The following is a 16207-nucleotide window of genomic DNA, read 5'->3' as shown; positions in this document are numbered from 1 at the left end:
CGCCGGCACCCCACTCCTCCTCACCACCCGCCGCACCCGCCGCCGCCACTAACCACCACCCACCCACCAACACGCTCCGGCCGGCACACACCCCATGCGCCGGCCGGAGCCACACCCACCGAACACCTCCCGGCCCGTCCGAACGGTCGCGACGACCGCCGCGGTCGGGGTGGGGGGCGTGGGGGCGGTGGCGGTGGGGAATCGGGTGGGTACGGATCGTCGTCGTGACGGGGTGGAGGAAGTCGTGGTCGGTGAGGGGCGCGAGTTGCTGGCGGCCGCCGGGGTGCTGTTCCCGGACGAGCGGGGGCGGGTGCTGGTGGTGCGGCTGCCGTACGACCAGCGGCATCCGGTGGCCGTCCCGGGTGGGGGCTGGGAGCCGCAGGACGCGTCGCCGCGGCGGACCGCCGAGCGGGAGATCGCCGAGGAGTTGGGCTTCACACCCCGGCTCGGGGCGCTGGCGTGCATCGACTGGGCGGTCGACTACTTCCGTCCGCCCATCGCGGCGCACCTGTACTGGGCCGAGCCGCTCACCCCGGAGCAGTCGGCCGCGATCACGCCGGACGTGGCGGAGATCGGCGGCTGGGCCTGGCTGACGCCGGAGCAGGCGCGGCACGCGCTGCCGCCCCGGCTCTCCCGGCGGGTCGGTGCCTGTCTGCGGGTGCCGCGCTCGGCCGGGCCACTGGAGTTGGAGGAGAGCCTGCCGGTCGGGCACACCCTGGAGCACCTGTCGGTCGAACCGCCCGCCGAGTACACCCGGTTGGCGGGGCTGCCGCTGGCCGAGGGCACCGTCCGGGCGCAGGAGCCCCCGTTGGACCGGGCGACCTACATCGCCACCCTGCCCCGGATCCGGGCCAAGGCGCGGATGCTGTTCACGGACGCGGCCGGCCGGGTGCTGCTGGTGCGGCTCACACCGTGGGAGCCCGGGGGCGAGGAGCCGTACTGGGTCCTGCCGGGCGGCGGCATCGAGGCGGACCGGGAGCTGCCCCGGACGGCGGCCCGGCGGGAGATCCGCGAGGAGCTGGGGTGGGAGCGCGCACCGGGCCGGCTGCTGGCCCTGGACTGGCTGCCGGGCCGCGCGGCGGACCCGGCGAACGGGCGCGACACGGCCGTGCTGGTGTACGTCTTCGACGGCGGGGTGGTGACGGACGCCCAGCTCGCCGGGATCCGCCTGGCCGAGGACGAGCTGGTGGAGTGGCGGCTGTGCGATCCGGCCGAGGCACAGACGCTGCTCTCCGGGTCGTCCTGGGCCCGAACGGCCGCCGCGCTCGCCGCCCGGGCCGGGACGGGCGGCCCGGCCGAGCTGGTCGGAGGCCGGCCAGCCCACTGAATCGGCCACCCCCGCTCGCGGCCTGTCTGGTCTGGTCGCGGCCTTGTTGATCACGGGCCTCGTCGATCGGGGGCCGGGCGTACCCGCGGTGGTTCACACTGGGGGCATGCGGAACCTGATCGAGGACGTACTGGTCGGCCGTCGGGTGGAGTCGGTAGCGGGCGGGGTCCATCTCGACATCGCGCTCGCCGGACCGGTGACCGTGCGGGTGGAGCACGACTTCCGGTTCGCCGCGCCGACCGAGGTGGAGCACTTCTACCCGGCGCTTGGCTTCCGGCCCTCGGGCGCGCTGCTCGCGCTGGTGGGCCGGACGGTCGGCGCGGCGCAGGTGACGATGGCCGGCGGGCTGGAGCTCGACTTCGACGGCGGCGGCACGCTGTCCGTGCCACCGCACGCGCAGGTCGCGCCCTGGAGTGTGGGCACGCCGGAGGGCGCCGTCTGCACCGCGCTGGCCGGCGGCGAGGTGAAGTGGGCGCAGGAGGCCCGGTAGAACCGCCCGGCCCTGAGGACCGCTCAGTCCTGGGCGGCGGCCGGGTCCATCCAGAACCCCTCCCACAGGTGGCCGTCGAGGTCGGCGAAGCTCCGCCCGTACATGAAGCCCTCGTCGGTGGCCTCGCGGGGCTCCGTGGCGCCGGCGGCGAGGGCCTTGTCGACCAGCTCGTCCACCTCCGCGCGGGTGTCGAGCCCGAGCGCGAGGATCGCCTGGGCGGAGGTGGTGGTGTCCGGGATCGCCAGACCGGTGAAGGACTTGAAGTACGGCTCCACCAGCAGCATCGCGTAGATGGAGTCGCTGATCACCAGGCAGCCGGCGTTCTCGTCGGTGAACTTCGGGTTGAAGCTGTAGCCGAGCCCGGTGAAGAACTCCATGGACCGGGCGAGGTCCCGTACGGGCAGGTTGACGAAGATCTTGGTGGACGACACGGGGGACCCTTTCGGTGGTCTCGGCTGATCGGCAGTCAGCCTGGCAGACGGCACCGACAATCCGGCCGGACCCCGCGCCGGGCGGCGCGGGGTCCGTAACCCGGACGGCGTAGTCCGCCGCCTACCGGGAGCGTCCCGGCGTCAGACCTCCAGGTCCGCCTCGATCTTGGTGAGCTGGTGGCGGGCCATCGCCAGGTTGGCCCGGCCCTTGTCCAGCGCGAGGTAGAGGAACAGGCCCTTGCTGCCGCGGCCGGTGAGCGGGCGGATCAGGTGGTACTGGCTGCTGAGGGTGATGAGGATGTCCTCGATCCCGTCACCCAGGCCCAGCATGTCCATGGTGCGCATCTTGGCGCGGACCACGTCGGTGTTCCCGGCGGCGGCGATGTTCAGGTCGATTCCGCCGGGACCGTCCAGGGTGGCGAGTGCCATGCCGCTGTTGTAGTCCACCAGGGCGGCGCCGATGGCGCCCTCGATCACGGTCATGGTCTGCTTGAGCGCGCCGGCTGCGTCGGTCATGTCGTTTCTCCAGTTCGTTCGGTGGTACGGCGGTTGAGGGGGGTCGGACGGACGGTGCGGGGTGGCCGGTGAGGCCGGCCCGCGGGAATTCGGGAGGATCCGGGGGCGGCGGTCAGACCACCTCCCTGGGTTCCTTGGGCGCGAGCGCGTCGTTGAGGAGCACGGCGATCCGCTGGGCGGACCGGCGGGCCTCCAGGTGCAGTCGGCCGACGTTCACGTCCGGGTGCGCCAGCATGGTGAGCACGCAGCTGCCGCCGGCCGCGTAGGTGGCGACGTAGCCGTGCTCGCCGCGGACCAGCGACTCGCGGAAGTCCCCCTGCCCGGTGGTGTCGGCGAGCCGCTGGGCGAGGCCGAGGGAGGCCGCGGTCATCGCCGCCAGGCCCGAGGGTTCGGTCCCGTGGGTGTCGTGCGCGACCAGCAGGCCGTCCACGCTGGCCACCAGGCCGCCCGCGAGGTGGGGTACCCGGTGTTTGAGCGCACGGAGTTCGGCGAGCAGCTCGGTCTCCAAGGCGATCAGTTGTCTCCTTCCGACACGCTGCTTGAGCGCCCGCCTCATGACCGCGAGCGCGGGGTCGCGGGCGGAGAGTGGTTCAAAGTCGGGCCTCCAGAAGGGTTCGGACCCGGGTCAGCAGCGCGATGTCCGGGTCGGGGGCGATCAGCGGGTTCGCCGCTGCCGTGGTCGTGGTCGGCGGGCGGGCGGAGCGGGTGGTGACTGCCGGCGGGAGCCCGGCCAGCGTGGCGCCGGGGACTCGGCGGTGGAGCCCGCCTGCGGTCCTGGGCGGCGCGGAGGCGGCCGGCGGGGTGCCTGGCGAGCTCCCAGGCGAACGCGCCTCGGGCACCCGAGCCTCGGGCACCCGGCCCTTGGTGGGCGCGGGCCTCGGGGCGGCGTGCCGCGGGGCCTGCCGCCCGGTGGGCGTCCACCCGGCGACCTCGCACCCCGGTGTGGTCAGCAGCCCGGCGGCGGCGAGCCGGCGGACGTCCACCGCGGTCGCGAAGGCCGAGCGGCCGAGCAGCCGGGCCAGCTCCGCCGGGGTTCTTCGGCCGTCCGCGTGGGCGAGCAGCTCGCACTGGCGCCGGGTCGGCGGCCGGCGGCGCGGGCCGCGGGCGCCCTGGTCGGTGCACGCCTCCCGGCCGTCCGGCTGCCCGGCGGCCGGTCGGACCGGCGCGGTGTCGAGCTGCGGCCAGGGCCAGACCCGCTCCAGCAGTCGGCGGCGGCGTTCGGTCTCCCGGCACAGCCGGTGGGCGGCGACCGCCGTCACCGGGCCGAGCCAGTGCCGGGCGCCCGGTTCGAAGTGCCAGGGTCCCGCGGTGGCGGCGTCGAGCAGAAAGAACGCGGCGTCGTAGAGCGCACCGAGGTGGCAGAGCTCCAACTCGCCCCGGGTGAGCCGGTTCTGGGCGAGCAGCGCACCGCCGACGCCGCCCTGCGGGCCGAACAGGCGGACGGTCTCCCGCCAGGTCTCGGGGGCGATCCGGCCGCAGCCGGTCAGCAGTGCGGCCAGGTCGGGGGCCAGCTCGGACTCGGCGTGCACCACCAGGCCGTCGGCGAGGTAGACGGTCCCGACCGGGCCGGACAGGGCGCCGGTGGCGCGTTCGCCGGCCAGTCGCTCGACCGTCTCGGCCGGGGTCCGCGGCAGGCGGACCGGTACGGCGAGGCGGGTCGGGGAGGCGTTCACCTCCACCGCCGACGATCGGCGAGCGGACGGCACTGTGGCCGAAACGCGATGGCGGGATCCCGGCGCCCAACCGCTGGGTTCGCAAGTGGATTCGTCACCCGAGCACCAGTTCCTCGGCCAGGCCCTGCAGGCGGTAGCGGGCGGCGGCGAGGTTGCCGTCGGTCCGGTCCAGCCAGAGGTGCAGGACGAGTCGGCTGTCGAAGACGGTATCGATGAAGCAAAGAAGGTGGTAACTGCGGCCCGCGGTGACGATGATGTCCTGCAACGGTGCCCGGACGTCCTCCGCCCCGGTGAAGGTCGGGCTCTCAACCGCCGCCCGTACCAGGTCGGTTGCCTCCGCGGCCGAGGTCTCGTGGTCGCCGGTGGGGCTCACCCCGACGCTGCCGAGGGCGAGACCGCTGCTCCAGTCGATCAGGCTCGCGGCGCGGGCGCCGGCGATCGCCATCGCCCCGGAGAGGCATTCGTCGATACCCGGCACACGGGCTCCTTCGGAGGTTCGGGGACGGTCGGGGTTGGGCGAACACCCGACCGAGCCGCCACGACGAGTGGCGGGTTCGACACGGAAGGCTACTGCCGGATTCCATATGACGAACATTCCAATGGCATATTCACACCACAAAGGGCTTGATTCAGCCATCCTCTGACGGAACGTCAGCTTTGGCCGCCCGGCGAACCCGCTGGCCCGCGCCCCGGCCGGGCGGCGGCCCACCGGCCGACCTGGAGCGGGACCTTGGCCGGTTGTCGGCCACGCCGGCGGGTTTCGAACGCGTGATGCGATAAGGCCGATCGCCGGGGCGGGGCGCGCGGGCCGGCACTCGGCCAAGGGGACGCGCGGGCCGACGGGGGGTCACGGAGGGCCGTCGCTCGGCCGCGCCCGGGGAAACGCAGAGGGCGGCCGTTCCGAAGAGGAACGACCGCCCTGCGATGGAGCGCCAGGCCCGGGTTGAACGGACTCTTCCTACTGAAAGTAGGACGTGCTCCGGTAGCACCACTGACGCCTGCTCGAGAGAACAATTCCTCTCGACGGGAAGAACACTAGCAGGCCATCAGGCCTGGTCAAAAGCGAACAGCCGGCGCCGCCGCTCGGCCGGGCACGACTCACCCCGTCTCCGCCGAGCCCATCGGTGGCAGCTCGCCCGAGCGCTGCGCCGGCAGGGCCTCGGCGGCGGCGCGCAGGTCGACGCGGTGGAGCAGCGGCGGCAGCTCGGCGCGGCTGCGGACCAGGCCGAGCCGGCGGATCGTCGCGGCGACGATGACCTCGGCGGTGACCTCCGCCGCCGGCGGGCTCTGGATCACCATCGCCAGCCGGACATCGCCGAGCAGCGGGTGGTTCGGCAGGGCCCGCAGGTGCCACTCGGGGTCGCTCTGGCCGCGGCCCAGCGCCGTCACGTAGCGGTCCTCGCGGTTCCCGTTGCGGCTGTACTCCACCGACGGCTCGACGAAGCCGAGCGGGGCGGTGACCGCGATCCGGAAGGACCGGTCGGTGGGGGCGGCGGCCGTCTGCGGGGCCAGGGCGAGGGCGACCGGCTGCGGCCCGTCGCCCGGGGTGCTCAGCCGCACCCCGATCCGCGACTGGGTGAAGGGCGCGGAGCCCCCGGCGGTGTCCGGCCGGTAGGTGCAGTAGAAGGCCAGCACGAAGTACTCGTCGTCGGCCGGCAGGCTCGCCAGCAGGGCCGGGTCCACGTCGACGTCGGCCAGCCCGGCCCGGGTGAGACGGGTGACGAACGGGCGGCGGCTGACGGCCAGCCGGCCCCGGATGCGCTCCTCGGTGGACGGCCGCTGCAGGGTGGCCGGTACCACCAGGTCCACCTCGCCGGGCTCCAGGGCGGGGATGTCGATCGGCACGTCAGTCGGTCCCTTCGTCGTCCCGGCCCCAGCTGCCGGAGTAGGTGAACGCGCCCCAGTCGCGGTACTGCGGGTGGCGCGCCCGGGTCTCGGTCTGGGCCAGCCGGAAGGCCTCCAGCGGGGCCCGGCCCTCGGCCAGGGCCCGGTACAGCGCGGCGAAGAAGCTGGTCGCGGTCTCGGTCCGGACCGGCCAGAGGCAGCCGACCACGGCGCGGGCGCCGGCCAGCAGGAAGGCGGCGGGCAGGCCGCGCAGGCCGTCACCGAGGTCGAAGCGGCCCAGCGCCGACTCGCAGGCGCTGAGGGTCACCAGCTCCACCCCGCGCAGGTCCGCCGAGACGACCTGGTGGGCGAACAGGCGGCCGTCGGCGCCGTCCTGCGGCGGGTTGAGGTAGAGGCACTGGAACCAGGGCGCCACCGGGCTGTGCGATCCGTGCGCCGCCAGGTGGAGGTAGCGGTGGCCGGGCGCGCGCTCCAGCAGTGCCCGGGCGGTGGCGTCGGCCCCGGTCAGCGCGGTGCCTCCGGCCTGTGCGGCCACCGCCCTGACGTGCGCGTCCAGTTCGGGCTCGGGCGGCAGCCCCCAGGCGGCGCCGCCGTGCGCGGCACCGAGGGCGAGCAGTCCGGAGCCGTGGCCGCGCGGGGCGGGTGCGGTGAGACAGGCGGGGCTCGGCGCGGCGGTGACCGTCCAACGGTCCGCCAGCGGGCGGCCGTCCACGTGCAGGAGGTGGAACGGCAGGTAGTGGAACGGCCCGTGCGCCCAGACGCAGAGGTGGCGGTGGCCGCTGTCGTGGAGGCGGTCGAGCGTCCCGGCCAGGCCGGCGCCCAGGTTGTTCTCCAGGGCCAGCCGCTCCTCGCCCTCACGGGTGACCGGGCGGTGCAGGGGGTCGTCGAGGACGGCGGAGCGCACCTCCTGGACGTCCAGCGCGAAGGGGTGCAGGGTGTGGCCGTAGCCGTCCTTGCTGAGCCTGAGCAGCGCGGAGGGCAGTCCGGTGGTCGGCACCACGCGGGTCTCCACCACGCCCTCCCGGGTCATCGTGACCAGGTAGAGGGCTGCCGTTCGCTCCTCGGCGGCGTCCGTTCCCTCGGCGGCGTCCGTTCCCTCGGAAGCGCCGGGAGCGGCGGAGGTGTCCGGAGCGGCGGCCTGCGGCGTGACGCCCATGAAGAGCGAGAGCAGCACGGTGTCCGCCGGCAGGGCCCGGCACAGCCCGTCCAGGTCGGTGTCGCCCGGGTCGCGCGGGGCGGCCGGGGCGGGCCTCGACCCGGACAGCCGCCGGGAGAACTCCCGGTCGAACCCGCGGCGCAGATTGTCCAGGTAGGCGCGGTCGTCCTGGCCGTCGCCGGTCTCCTGGGCCCCGGCGTAGCAGAGCATGTGCAGGTCCTCGCCCAGGTCGGTGAGCCGGGGCGGCTCGGGGGCGGCCACCTCGCGTTCGCGGCGCCCGATCTCGCCGAGCAGCTCGGGGAGGCCCGGCCCGAGCGGGCGCGGCCCGCGGTGGGCGGCGAGCGCGGACCCGAAGTCGAGGCCCTTGGCGGCGGTCATCAGCGCGACCAGGGCGACGGGGTACGAACGGCCGGTGCCCAGGGCGGCGACCAGCAGCTGGCCTGCGCGGTACAGGGCGAAGGCGACGTCGGCCCTGGGGTCCGCCGAGAGGGCCGGGACGAGGGAGTCGCGCAGGATCACGGCGACGAGGGCGATCGTGTCCGGTGTGGTCGCCCGGGCCACCAGGTGGTCGAGCTGCTGGGCGGCGAGATCGGACAGCCGGAGGGAGGCGTAGCCGACCGCGGCGTGCCCGTGCATCGTCAGGGCCTCGCTCGGCTCCCCGGCCTCGGCGTGCTCCAGCGCCGCTCGGGAGGCGACGGCGGCGCGCAGGTGGAGGACGGCCGCCAGGTCGCGTTCCCGGTCGGACGGGTGCGGGCCGTCGGCGGCGGCGCGTTGGACGAGCTGCCAGGCCGTCCGGGCGCCGTCGCGGTGGTAGAGGTGGGCGGCCAGGTGCAGGGCGGCCGCCGAGCGGGTGTGCGGGTCGGGGTGGTCCATCGCGGTCGAGAAGAGCAGGTCGGCGCCGGCCCGGTCGGCCGGGCAGGGGTGGTCGCAGCCGGGCAGCACGTGGACCTGGCTCTCCCAGAGCTCCAGCCGGCGCTCCGGGTCGTCGAGGTCGGGCAGGTCCGCGTACACCTCGGCGACGAGCGCGCGCAGGGCCTCGCTGTTGCCGGCCTCGCGGAAGAGGCAGAGCGCCTGGTCCACCACGGCGCCGGCCTCCCGGCTGCCGCGCAGCCGGACCAGGTCCGCGACCGGCAGGCCCAGCACCTCGTGGACGGTCCGCGGCACCGGGGACCGGTCGGCCGCGGCGACCATGCGCAGCAGCCGGATCCGGTTGTACGGGTCCAGGGCGGGGTCGAGCAGGGCCACCGCCTCCCGTCCGACGCGCAGCACCTCGTCGTCGATCCAGGGCGCGTCCCCGGCCGTCTGGGAGAGCAGGGCCAGCACCTCCCCCAGCCCGGTGAGGCAGCGGCCGCGCAGGTGGCCCTCGCTGAGGGCGACCGCGCCGTACAGGTAGGGCAGCGCCTCCAGGGCGGCGTCGGCGGGATGCGGCATACCGCCGGGGGTCCCGTCGGGTTCGGCCCCGCGGTCGAAGGGCGCCCGCCGCTGCGCCCGGGCCAGCTGCCGGGCGAGCAGTTCCTCCGGGGGCAGCCCGGCCCGGGGGACGCCGATGAACGGGTGCACGCGCAGGATTCCGGCCGCGTACATGGTCTCGGCGAGCTCGTCCAGCTCGCGGTCCGCCCGCAGGGTGCGGATCTGCTCGTCGGCGATCGCGCAGGCGTGCCGCAGCCGGGCGCCGTCGGGCTCCGCCACCAGCAACAGCCGGGCGGACTCGACCAGTTGGTCGGCCGCCCACCACCACGGGCTCTGCCGGCCGCGCCCCCAGCGGACGTCGGCCGCCTCCAGGACCAGCCGGGCCAGCAGGTAGCCGGCGGAGGCGTCGGTGTTGCGGGTGAGGCCGATGCCGACCCGGACGAGGTACCGGGCCTGTTCCTCGGTGAGCTCCCAGGTGCGGTCGCGGACCCGTTCGACGGCGGTCGTCTCGCTCAGGTGGTGCCCCTGGACGTCCCTGACGAGTCCGATGGCGGCCCGGACGGCCGGGTCGTTGCGATGGTCGTCCATGCCTGCGCCCCCTTCGGCCCGTTCCCCGCGGGGCCTGCCGAGGATCATGGCACAGCACGGCGCGGTGGCCGCGGGTTTCGGACGGAGGACGGAGGGCCGGTCGAGCGGACGCGTCACGCGGGACGTACGGCCGGTGTTGTGGTGCGCGGGGGTCGGGAGGAGGAGAGTGGAAGGCGACGCGTTCGCGGACGGCGGCCAGCAGGGGGTGTGATCGGGAGGTCTGCGATGACCTTTGTACAGATCGTCGAGTGCCGCACGGAGCAGCCCGACGAGCTCAACCGGCTGATGGACACCTGGATCGAGCAGACCCAGGGGCGGCGGACCGCGACCCACGCCATGGTGGGCACCAACCGGGCGGACGCCCGGCACGTCGTGGAGATCATCGAGTTCCCGTCGTACGAGGCGGCGATGCGCAACTCCGGGCTGCCGGAGACCGACCGGATCTTCCGGGAGATGGTGGCGCTCTGCCAGGAGCCGCCGACCTTCACCAACCTCGACCTGGTGCGGGACGAGCAGTTCCAGAAGGCTGCGGCCCGCCGGCTGCTGGTCGACCCGGCGCGGGGCGACATGTCCGCGCTCGACGAGTTGCTGGCGCCGGACTACTGCGACCACGACCCGTCGATGGACGGTGACGTGGTCGGCCCGGCGGCCGTGCGGGAGATGATCGAGGGCTACCGCAAGGCCTTCGACTTCACCTTCGACATCCAGAGCCAGGTCGCCGACGGCGACCTGGTGGCGACCCGTTGGATCTGGCGCGGCACCCACATCGGGGAGTACATGGGTGTGCCGGCCAGCAACCGGACCATCGAGTCGGCCGGGATGACGATGTTCCGGTTCGAGGACGGCATGGTCAAGGAGGGGTGGTGGAGCTGGGACGCCGTCGCCATGATGCGCCAGATGGGCATGATGCCCGGCTGACCCCGGTTCTCACGCCGAAGCCCGGCACGGGAGACCCGCGTACCCGTTCGACTGCTTCCCGAGGGGGCCGCCTGCCGGCCGGGCAAGGGCCGGCAGGCGGCCGGAGGTCACTCGGGGACGATGTTCTCCGCCGTCGGGCCCTTCTGGCCCTGTGCGACGTCGAAGTTCACCCGCTGACCCTCCTGGAGTTCGCGGTAGCCCTGGGCCGCGATGTTGGAGTAGTGGGCGAAGACGTCCGGCCCCCCGCCGTCCTGTTCGATGAAGCCGAAGCCCTTCTCGGCGTTGAACCACTTCACGGTTCCGGATGCCATGCGCCCTCCAAGGGGAAGTCGGTTCCGCCCGCCGCACGGTGCGGTGGGCGGAGGTGATCGCCCTGGTCCTCGGAAGGCACCCGAACAGCACGACCGCCTGCGCGACGCGCAGACGAGGAGGTGCCTCGGAACCACGACAGCTGGTGGCGATCACGCTACACGCCCGGGTGAGCGCTCTGCGTGACGGCGTGGTGCGCGCGTCCGGCCCAGGGGCGCAGCGCGGACCAATTCGCTCACACGTTCGACTCCAGGCGTAGGCTGATGCCATGCGCACCGCCGTGAACCTCCAGCCCTCGCTGTTCGACGCCGCCGACGGCGGCGTGATCGGGCTCCGGTCCCCGGCGGGGCTACGGCGGACGGTGCTCGGGGCGGGGGCGTGGCTGGACGTGCTGCCGGGGTGGCTGACCGGGGCGGACGAACTGTTCGAACACCTGGCCGCGGAGGTGCCCTGGCGGGCGGAGCGGCGGGAGATGTACGAGCGGGTGGTCGACGTGCCGCGGCTGCTCGCGCACTACGGGGAGCAGACGCCGCCGCCGCATCCGGTACTCGGCGAGGCGCGGGCGGCGCTCAGCGCGCACTACGCGCGGGAGCTCGGCGAACCGTTCCGGACGCTGGGGCTCTGCTACTACCGGGACGGGCGGGACAGCGTGGCCTGGCACGGGGACCGGATCGGGCGCGGGGAGCGCGAGGACACCATGGTGGCGATCCTGTCGGTCGGCGAACCGCGGGCCCTGCTGCTGCGGCCCCGCAACGGCGGGGGCGCCGGCGCGGTGGTTCGGCACCTGGTCGGACACGGGGACCTGGTGGTGATGGGCGGGTCCTGCCAGCGGACCTGGGAGCACGCGATCCCGAAGACGGCCCGGCCGGTGGGGCCGCGGATCAGTGTGCAGTTCCGGCCGCGCGGGGTGGCGTGAGGAGGCCGCCCGACGCCGCGGCCGGGACGGTGGGCGGCGGCCCAACGCCCCGGCGGTCCGGGCGGGTCGGCGGTTCGGTCGGGTCGGCGGTTCGGTCGGTTGGGCGGTTCGGTCAGTCCTTGACCGCGCCCGCGAGCCCGGAGACCAGCTTGCGCTGCACGGCAATGAAGAAGATCAGCACCGGGACGGTCATCAGGGTGGACGCCGCCATGATGCCGCCCCAGTCGTTCTCGTCCGGCTTGAAGAAGACCAGCAGGGCGGAGGGCAGGGTCTGGTTCTCGGTGGCGCTGATGATGAAGGTCTTGGCGAAGACGAAGTCGTTCCACGCCGCGATGAAGGAGAAGACGCTGGTCGCGGCCAGGCCCGGGGCCACGAGCGGCAGCAGGATCCGCCACAGGATGCGGGTGCGGCTCGCGCCGTCGATCTGGGCGGCCTCCTCGATCGAGGCCGGGACGGCGGCGACGAAGCCGCGCATCATCCAGATGCCGAACGGCAGTGAGAACGCCAACTGCACCAGGATCAGCGAGGCCAGGGTGTTGAGGCCGATGCCCGGCGCGAAGCGGCCGGCGTCACGGAACATGAAGAACAGCGGGATGGTGAGCGCCTCGACCGGGATCATCTGGGCGATCAGGAACATCACCATGACGGTGGTGCGGAACCTGAACCGGAAGCGGGTCACCGCGACCGCCGCCAGGAAGACCACCACCGCCGAGAGCGCCACCACCGACAGCGCGATGACCAGGCTGTTCATGAAGTAGCGGCCGAACCCGTCGACGCTCAGCACCTGCCGGAAGCTGTCCAGCGTGGGGTGCGCGGTCCACGGCTTCGGGTCCAGCGACTGCACCTCGCCCTTGGGCTTGAAGGCCGAGAGCACCATCCAGAAGATCGGGAAGGCGGTGACCACGGCCACCAGGAGGGCGGTGGTGTTGGCGGCGAGCCGCCACCGGCTGCGGGTGTTCACAGTTCGTTCCCCGTCCGTCGCAGGGTGCGGATGTAGAGGACCGTCGGGACGACCAGGACCAGCAGCATGATCACGCCGATGGCCGCGCCGAGCCCGTACTGGGAGGAGGCGAACGCCTTCTGGTACGCGTACACGTTCAGGACGAGGTTCTGGCCGGCGATGCCGCCGCCCTCGGTCATCACGTAGATCTGGGTGAAGACCTTGAAGTCCCAGATGACCGACTGGATCACCACGATGGTGAGGATCGGCCGCAGCATCGGGGCGGTGATCCGGCGGAAGGTCGTCCAGGTGTTGGCGCCGTCCAGTGCGGCGGCCTCCAGGACCTCCTCGGGGATCGCCCTGATGCCCGCGTACAGCGTCACCATGACGAACGGGAAGGAGTGCCACACCACCACGGCGCCGACGATCAGGAACGCCGTCCACTTGTCGTAGAACCAGTTGTACTCGTGGAAGCCGCTCAGACCGAGGTTGACCAGGGTCTTGTTGACCAGGCCGAGGTTGGTGTCGAAGAGGAAGCTCCACACCGTCGAGCCGGTCATCGCCGGCGCCGCCCAGGCCGCCATCGCGGCGGTGGTCAGGACCAGCCGGGAGGTCCTGCCGACCCTGGTCAGCAGGACGGCGAGGGCGGCGCCGACGACCAGGGTGGCGACCACGCAGAACGCGGCGAAGCCGACCGTCTGCAGCAGCACCGACCAGAACTGGCCGTCGCTCAGGATCTTCTGGTAGTTGCCGAAGCCCACGAAGCGGGTCGGCACGCCCCCGGAGGCCTGGGCCTGGCCGAAGTCCAGCACCGACAGCAGGCCGAGCTGGTAGATCGGGTAGGCCACCAGCGGGATCATGATGACGGCGGCCGGTAGGAGCAGCAGCAGCGGGGGCCGGCGCCGGCCGCGCGGGGGCGCGGCCGGGCCGGCGCCCCGGCGGCGCCCGCTCAGCGAGGGCGACGCCGCCGGGGCGGTCGTGGTGGGTGCGGACACGTACGGGACCTGCTCTCTGGAGACGCCCTGCGGGGCCTGTGATCAGTGGGCCGCGAAGGCCGAGGTGATCTGCCCGGCGGCGTCGCCGGAGGCCTTCGCCACGTCCGCCTTGCCGGTGACGATCTGCTGCAGCATGGTCGGGACGACGGCCTGCGCGTCGATCTGCGCCCAGGCCTGGTCCATCGGGACGAACCGGGTGCCGGCCGCGATGGTGTCGGTGAACGGCTTGAGGAAGGCGTCCTTGGCGGCGACCTTGTCGTTGACCGACTTGAGCGTGGGCAGGTTGCCCATCGCGTCGTACATCTGCTCCTGGTACCCGGGGCTCGACAGCAGTTCGGCGAACTCCACGGCGAGGGTGCGGTGCTTGGCCGCCTTCATCACCCCGAGGTTGTTGCCGCCGGCGAAGGCCGGGGCGATCGATCCGGGCTTCTCGCCGGGCAGCGGGACGACGCCGTACCTGCCCTTGGCCGCGCCCGCATCGACCTTGCTGCGGCTGGAGTTGGGCAGGATCGCCATCGCGGACTTGCCGGCCGCGAACAGGTCCACGGTCTTGCCGCCGGTGAGGTCCGCGCACTGCTGGGCCGGGCAGCCGTCGGCGCCGAACAGGTCGGTGTAGCGCTTGATGCCCGCCTGCGAGGCCGCCGAGTTGATGGCCGACTTGTACGCGGAGCCGTCCTTGGTCGCGATGTCGCCGCCCGCGTCCCAGACGAAGGGCAGCGCACCGAAGGTGTACTTGCCGCCGACCGCGATGCCGAAGGTGTCCGGGTGCGCGGCGTGGATCTTCTGGTTGGCGGCGACCAGTTCGCCGTACGACTTCGGCGGGGTCAGGCCGGCCTCGGTGAACAGGTCGGTGCGGTAGTACAGCGCCCGCACGCCGACCCACCAGGGCAGACCGTAGGTCTTGCCGTCCAGCACGGCGGTCCTGGCGATCGCCGGGTCGAGGTCGCCCTTGTCCTTCCACTTGTCGAGGTCGGCGCCGATCTCGGCGAGGCCGCCGGCCGCGACGTAGCCGGGGAGGTCGGTGTTGCCGAACTCGACCAGGTCCGGGGCGCTGTTGGGGTCGTTGAACGCGCCCTTCATCTTGGCGGCGCGGGCCGAGGCGTCGGTGTCGATGTAGCTGATGTCGACGGTGACGCCCTGGTGGGAGGCCTGGAACTCGGTGACCGCCTTGCCGATCACCGCCTCCTTCGCCGCGTTGCCGGCCTCGTTGTACAGCCAGACCTTCAGGGTGCCCGTCCTGTCGTCACCCGCCTTGTCGCCGGCCGGCAGCGCGGTGCCGGGCGAGCAGGCGGCCGCCGCGATACAGGTGGCGGTGAGAACGGCGGCCGCAGCGGTCCGTCTGATCAGTCGCATGGGTGGAGACCTCCCCTCCCGACAGCTGCCGCCAGGACGTGCGCCGCTGGGGACGGGCACGTCGAAGCAGGCCCTGACCGGGGCCGATGGTGGGTGCGTGAACGCGGTGATGTGGGGGTACGGCAGAGCGACCGCTCGGGTGGGCGGCGTCGCCTGCTCGATGCCAGGGACGTTAGGCGGGCGCGCTCGGGGCCAACAAGGGGCCGTTCGGGAAGTTTTGCACTGCACAACAGCGTGCCGAAGAATCGGCTATCGCGGTGTGAGCGGGTACGGTCTGAGCCACCGCCGCAGTCCGGCGGTGGACGAGAGGGGAACGGACCGATGACGGACACCGCGAGCCCGGCCGACGGGACGCCGGACGGCGGGACCGCAGCCGACGGGAACGCAGCCGACGGGGCGCCGGACGGCGGTGCGGACGACGCCAGGCCGAAGAGGCCGGCCAGCGGAGACCGCAACCAGTCCTCCTCGCTGCGCCGCGCGCTGGCCGTCCTCGGCTACGTCCGCGACCACGGCAACGGCGGCCGCGGCGTCCCGCTCGGCCAGCTCGCCGAGTCGCTCGGGCTCAACAAGAGCACCGTGCTGCGGCTGACCGGACCGCTGCTCGACGAGCACCTGCTCGACCGCGACCGGGAGACCGGCTGGTTCCGGCTCGGCCACGGCTCGCTCCGGCTCGGCCAGGCCTACCTCTCCACCCTCGACCTGCGCAGCGTCGCCGCCGAGCACCTGCGCCGGCTGCAGCGGGAGGCCGGCGAGACCGTCCACCTGACCGTCTGGCAGGCCCCCGGCATCGTCTACCTGGACAAGGTCGAGGACGAGACCAACGTCCGGATGGCGTCCCGGGTCGGCAGCCGGGCACCCGCCTACTGCACCGCCACCGGAAAGGCGATCCTGGCCTGGCTGCCCGAGGAGGCCGTCGCCGAGGTGGTCGCCGCCGGGCTGCGGCCGGTCACCGCGTGGACCATCGCCGACGAGACGCACCTGCGGGCTGATCTGGCCCGGATCCGCGCCCGCGGCTACTCGATCGACGACCGGGAGAACGAACCGGAGGTCCGCTGCGTCGCGGCGCCGATCTTCGACCACACCGGCGAGGTGACGGCCGCGCTCTCGGTCTCCGGACTCACCTCGCGGATGACCGCGGCCAGAGTCCGCTCGCTCGGCCCGGTGGTCGCCCAGGTGGGCCTGCGGATCTCCCGCGAGCTGGGCTCCGACCGGTCGGCGGGCTGACCGGTCGGCGGGTGAGCGGCCGCCCCGGGCGGCGGCCGAGGCCGCGTCCGGGAACGGCTGAGGCCCGGCGCCTGTGGGGGCACCGGGCCTCAGCCGATGATGGAGCGCCAGGCCCG

General features: G+C 73.6%; 16 protein-coding genes. 5 read left to right on the top strand and 11 right to left on the bottom strand.

Annotation, left to right across the window (positions count from 1 at the left end; translation table 11 throughout):
* Positions 1–244: 244 nt before the first annotated feature.
* Positions 245–1327, top strand: coding sequence for an NUDIX hydrolase (locus ACIGZJ_RS30155; protein WP_396460227.1), 1083 nt, complete (start codon positions 245–247; stop codon positions 1325–1327).
* Positions 1328–1433: 106 nt separating this feature from the next.
* The gene (locus tag ACIGZJ_RS30150; protein WP_396460226.1) at positions 1434–1817 is read left to right on the top strand and encodes a DUF6188 family protein; all 384 of its coding nucleotides are present in this window, start codon (positions 1434–1436) and stop codon (positions 1815–1817) included.
* Positions 1818–1840: 23 nt separating this feature from the next.
* Here the strand turns inward: ACIGZJ_RS30150 and ACIGZJ_RS30145 are convergent, their stop codons facing one another.
* From ACIGZJ_RS30145 to ACIGZJ_RS30115, 7 genes are all read right to left on the bottom strand, one after another.
* Positions 1841–2194, bottom strand: a complete 354-nt coding sequence (locus tag ACIGZJ_RS30145) for a VOC family protein (protein WP_396460231.1) — start codon at positions 2192–2194, stop codon at positions 1841–1843.
* A gap of 195 nt (positions 2195–2389) precedes the next feature.
* Positions 2390–2764: a hypothetical protein gene (locus ACIGZJ_RS30140; protein WP_396460225.1), complete on the bottom strand. Its 375-nt coding sequence runs from the start codon at positions 2762–2764 to the stop codon at positions 2390–2392.
* Between the two features lie 112 nt (positions 2765–2876).
* Positions 2877–3272 carry a roadblock/LC7 domain-containing protein gene (locus ACIGZJ_RS30135; RefSeq protein WP_396460224.1) on the bottom strand — a complete coding sequence of 132 codons (396 nt, stop codon included), beginning with the start codon at positions 3270–3272 and terminating at the stop codon, positions 2877–2879.
* Positions 3273–3354: 82 nt separating this feature from the next.
* Positions 3355–4437 carry a hypothetical protein gene (locus ACIGZJ_RS30130; protein WP_396460223.1) on the bottom strand — a complete coding sequence of 361 codons (1083 nt, stop codon included), beginning with the start codon at positions 4435–4437 and terminating at the stop codon, positions 3355–3357.
* A 94-nt stretch (positions 4438–4531) separates the two neighbouring features.
* Positions 4532–4915, bottom strand: coding sequence for a hypothetical protein (locus ACIGZJ_RS30125; RefSeq protein WP_396460222.1), 384 nt, complete (start codon positions 4913–4915; stop codon positions 4532–4534).
* Between the two features lie 620 nt (positions 4916–5535).
* The gene (locus tag ACIGZJ_RS30120; protein ID WP_396460221.1) at positions 5536–6282 is read right to left on the bottom strand and encodes a hypothetical protein; all 747 of its coding nucleotides are present in this window, start codon (positions 6280–6282) and stop codon (positions 5536–5538) included.
* A gap of 1 nt (position 6283) precedes the next feature.
* Positions 6284–9436, bottom strand: a complete 3153-nt coding sequence (locus ACIGZJ_RS30115; RefSeq protein ID WP_396460220.1) for a CHAT domain-containing protein — start codon at positions 9434–9436, stop codon at positions 6284–6286.
* A gap of 225 nt (positions 9437–9661) precedes the next feature.
* Between ACIGZJ_RS30115 and ACIGZJ_RS30110 the strand changes: the two genes are divergently transcribed.
* Positions 9662–10354: an ester cyclase gene (locus ACIGZJ_RS30110; protein ID WP_396460219.1), complete on the top strand. Its 693-nt coding sequence runs from the start codon at positions 9662–9664 to the stop codon at positions 10352–10354.
* 107 nt (positions 10355–10461) lie between these two features.
* Here ACIGZJ_RS30110 and ACIGZJ_RS30105 read toward each other — a convergent pair whose 3' ends face one another.
* The gene (locus ACIGZJ_RS30105) at positions 10462–10665 is read right to left on the bottom strand and encodes a cold-shock protein (protein WP_396460218.1); all 204 of its coding nucleotides are present in this window, start codon (positions 10663–10665) and stop codon (positions 10462–10464) included.
* Between the two features lie 266 nt (positions 10666–10931).
* On the opposite strand from ACIGZJ_RS30105, the gene ACIGZJ_RS30100 reads away from it, so the two are divergent.
* Positions 10932–11579: an alpha-ketoglutarate-dependent dioxygenase AlkB gene (locus ACIGZJ_RS30100; protein ID WP_396460217.1), complete on the top strand. Its 648-nt coding sequence runs from the start codon at positions 10932–10934 to the stop codon at positions 11577–11579.
* 112 nt (positions 11580–11691) lie between these two features.
* On the opposite strand, the gene ACIGZJ_RS30095 is transcribed toward ACIGZJ_RS30100, so the two are convergent.
* Genes ACIGZJ_RS30095 through ACIGZJ_RS30085 form a run of 3 tightly spaced genes read right to left on the bottom strand, consistent with a single transcriptional unit; the run spans position 11692 to position 14867 of the window.
* Positions 11692–12540, bottom strand: coding sequence for a carbohydrate ABC transporter permease (locus tag ACIGZJ_RS30095; protein WP_396460216.1), 849 nt, complete (start codon positions 12538–12540; stop codon positions 11692–11694).
* Positions 12537–13514, bottom strand: a complete 978-nt coding sequence (locus tag ACIGZJ_RS30090) for a carbohydrate ABC transporter permease (protein WP_396460215.1) — start codon at positions 13512–13514, stop codon at positions 12537–12539. The genes ACIGZJ_RS30095 and ACIGZJ_RS30090 overlap by 4 nt, the downstream gene beginning before the upstream one ends.
* A 42-nt stretch (positions 13515–13556) precedes the next feature.
* A complete protein-coding gene (locus ACIGZJ_RS30085) occupies positions 13557–14867 on the bottom strand; it encodes an extracellular solute-binding protein (protein WP_396460214.1) in 1311 nt (436 codons plus the stop codon).
* A 321-nt stretch (positions 14868–15188) separates the two neighbouring features.
* On the opposite strand from ACIGZJ_RS30085, the gene ACIGZJ_RS30080 reads away from it, so the two are divergent.
* Complete coding sequence (locus ACIGZJ_RS30080; RefSeq protein ID WP_396460213.1) at positions 15189–16091, top strand: IclR family transcriptional regulator; 903 nt, start codon at positions 15189–15191, stop codon at positions 16089–16091.
* The last annotated feature ends 116 nt before the right edge of the window (positions 16092–16207 follow it).

Origin of the sequence: Kitasatospora sp. NPDC052868 (assembly GCF_044547105.1) — a bacterium.
GTDB lineage: Bacteria > Actinomycetota > Actinomycetes > Streptomycetales > Streptomycetaceae > Kitasatospora.
This window is presented reverse-complemented; position numbering and strand designations above follow the sequence as displayed.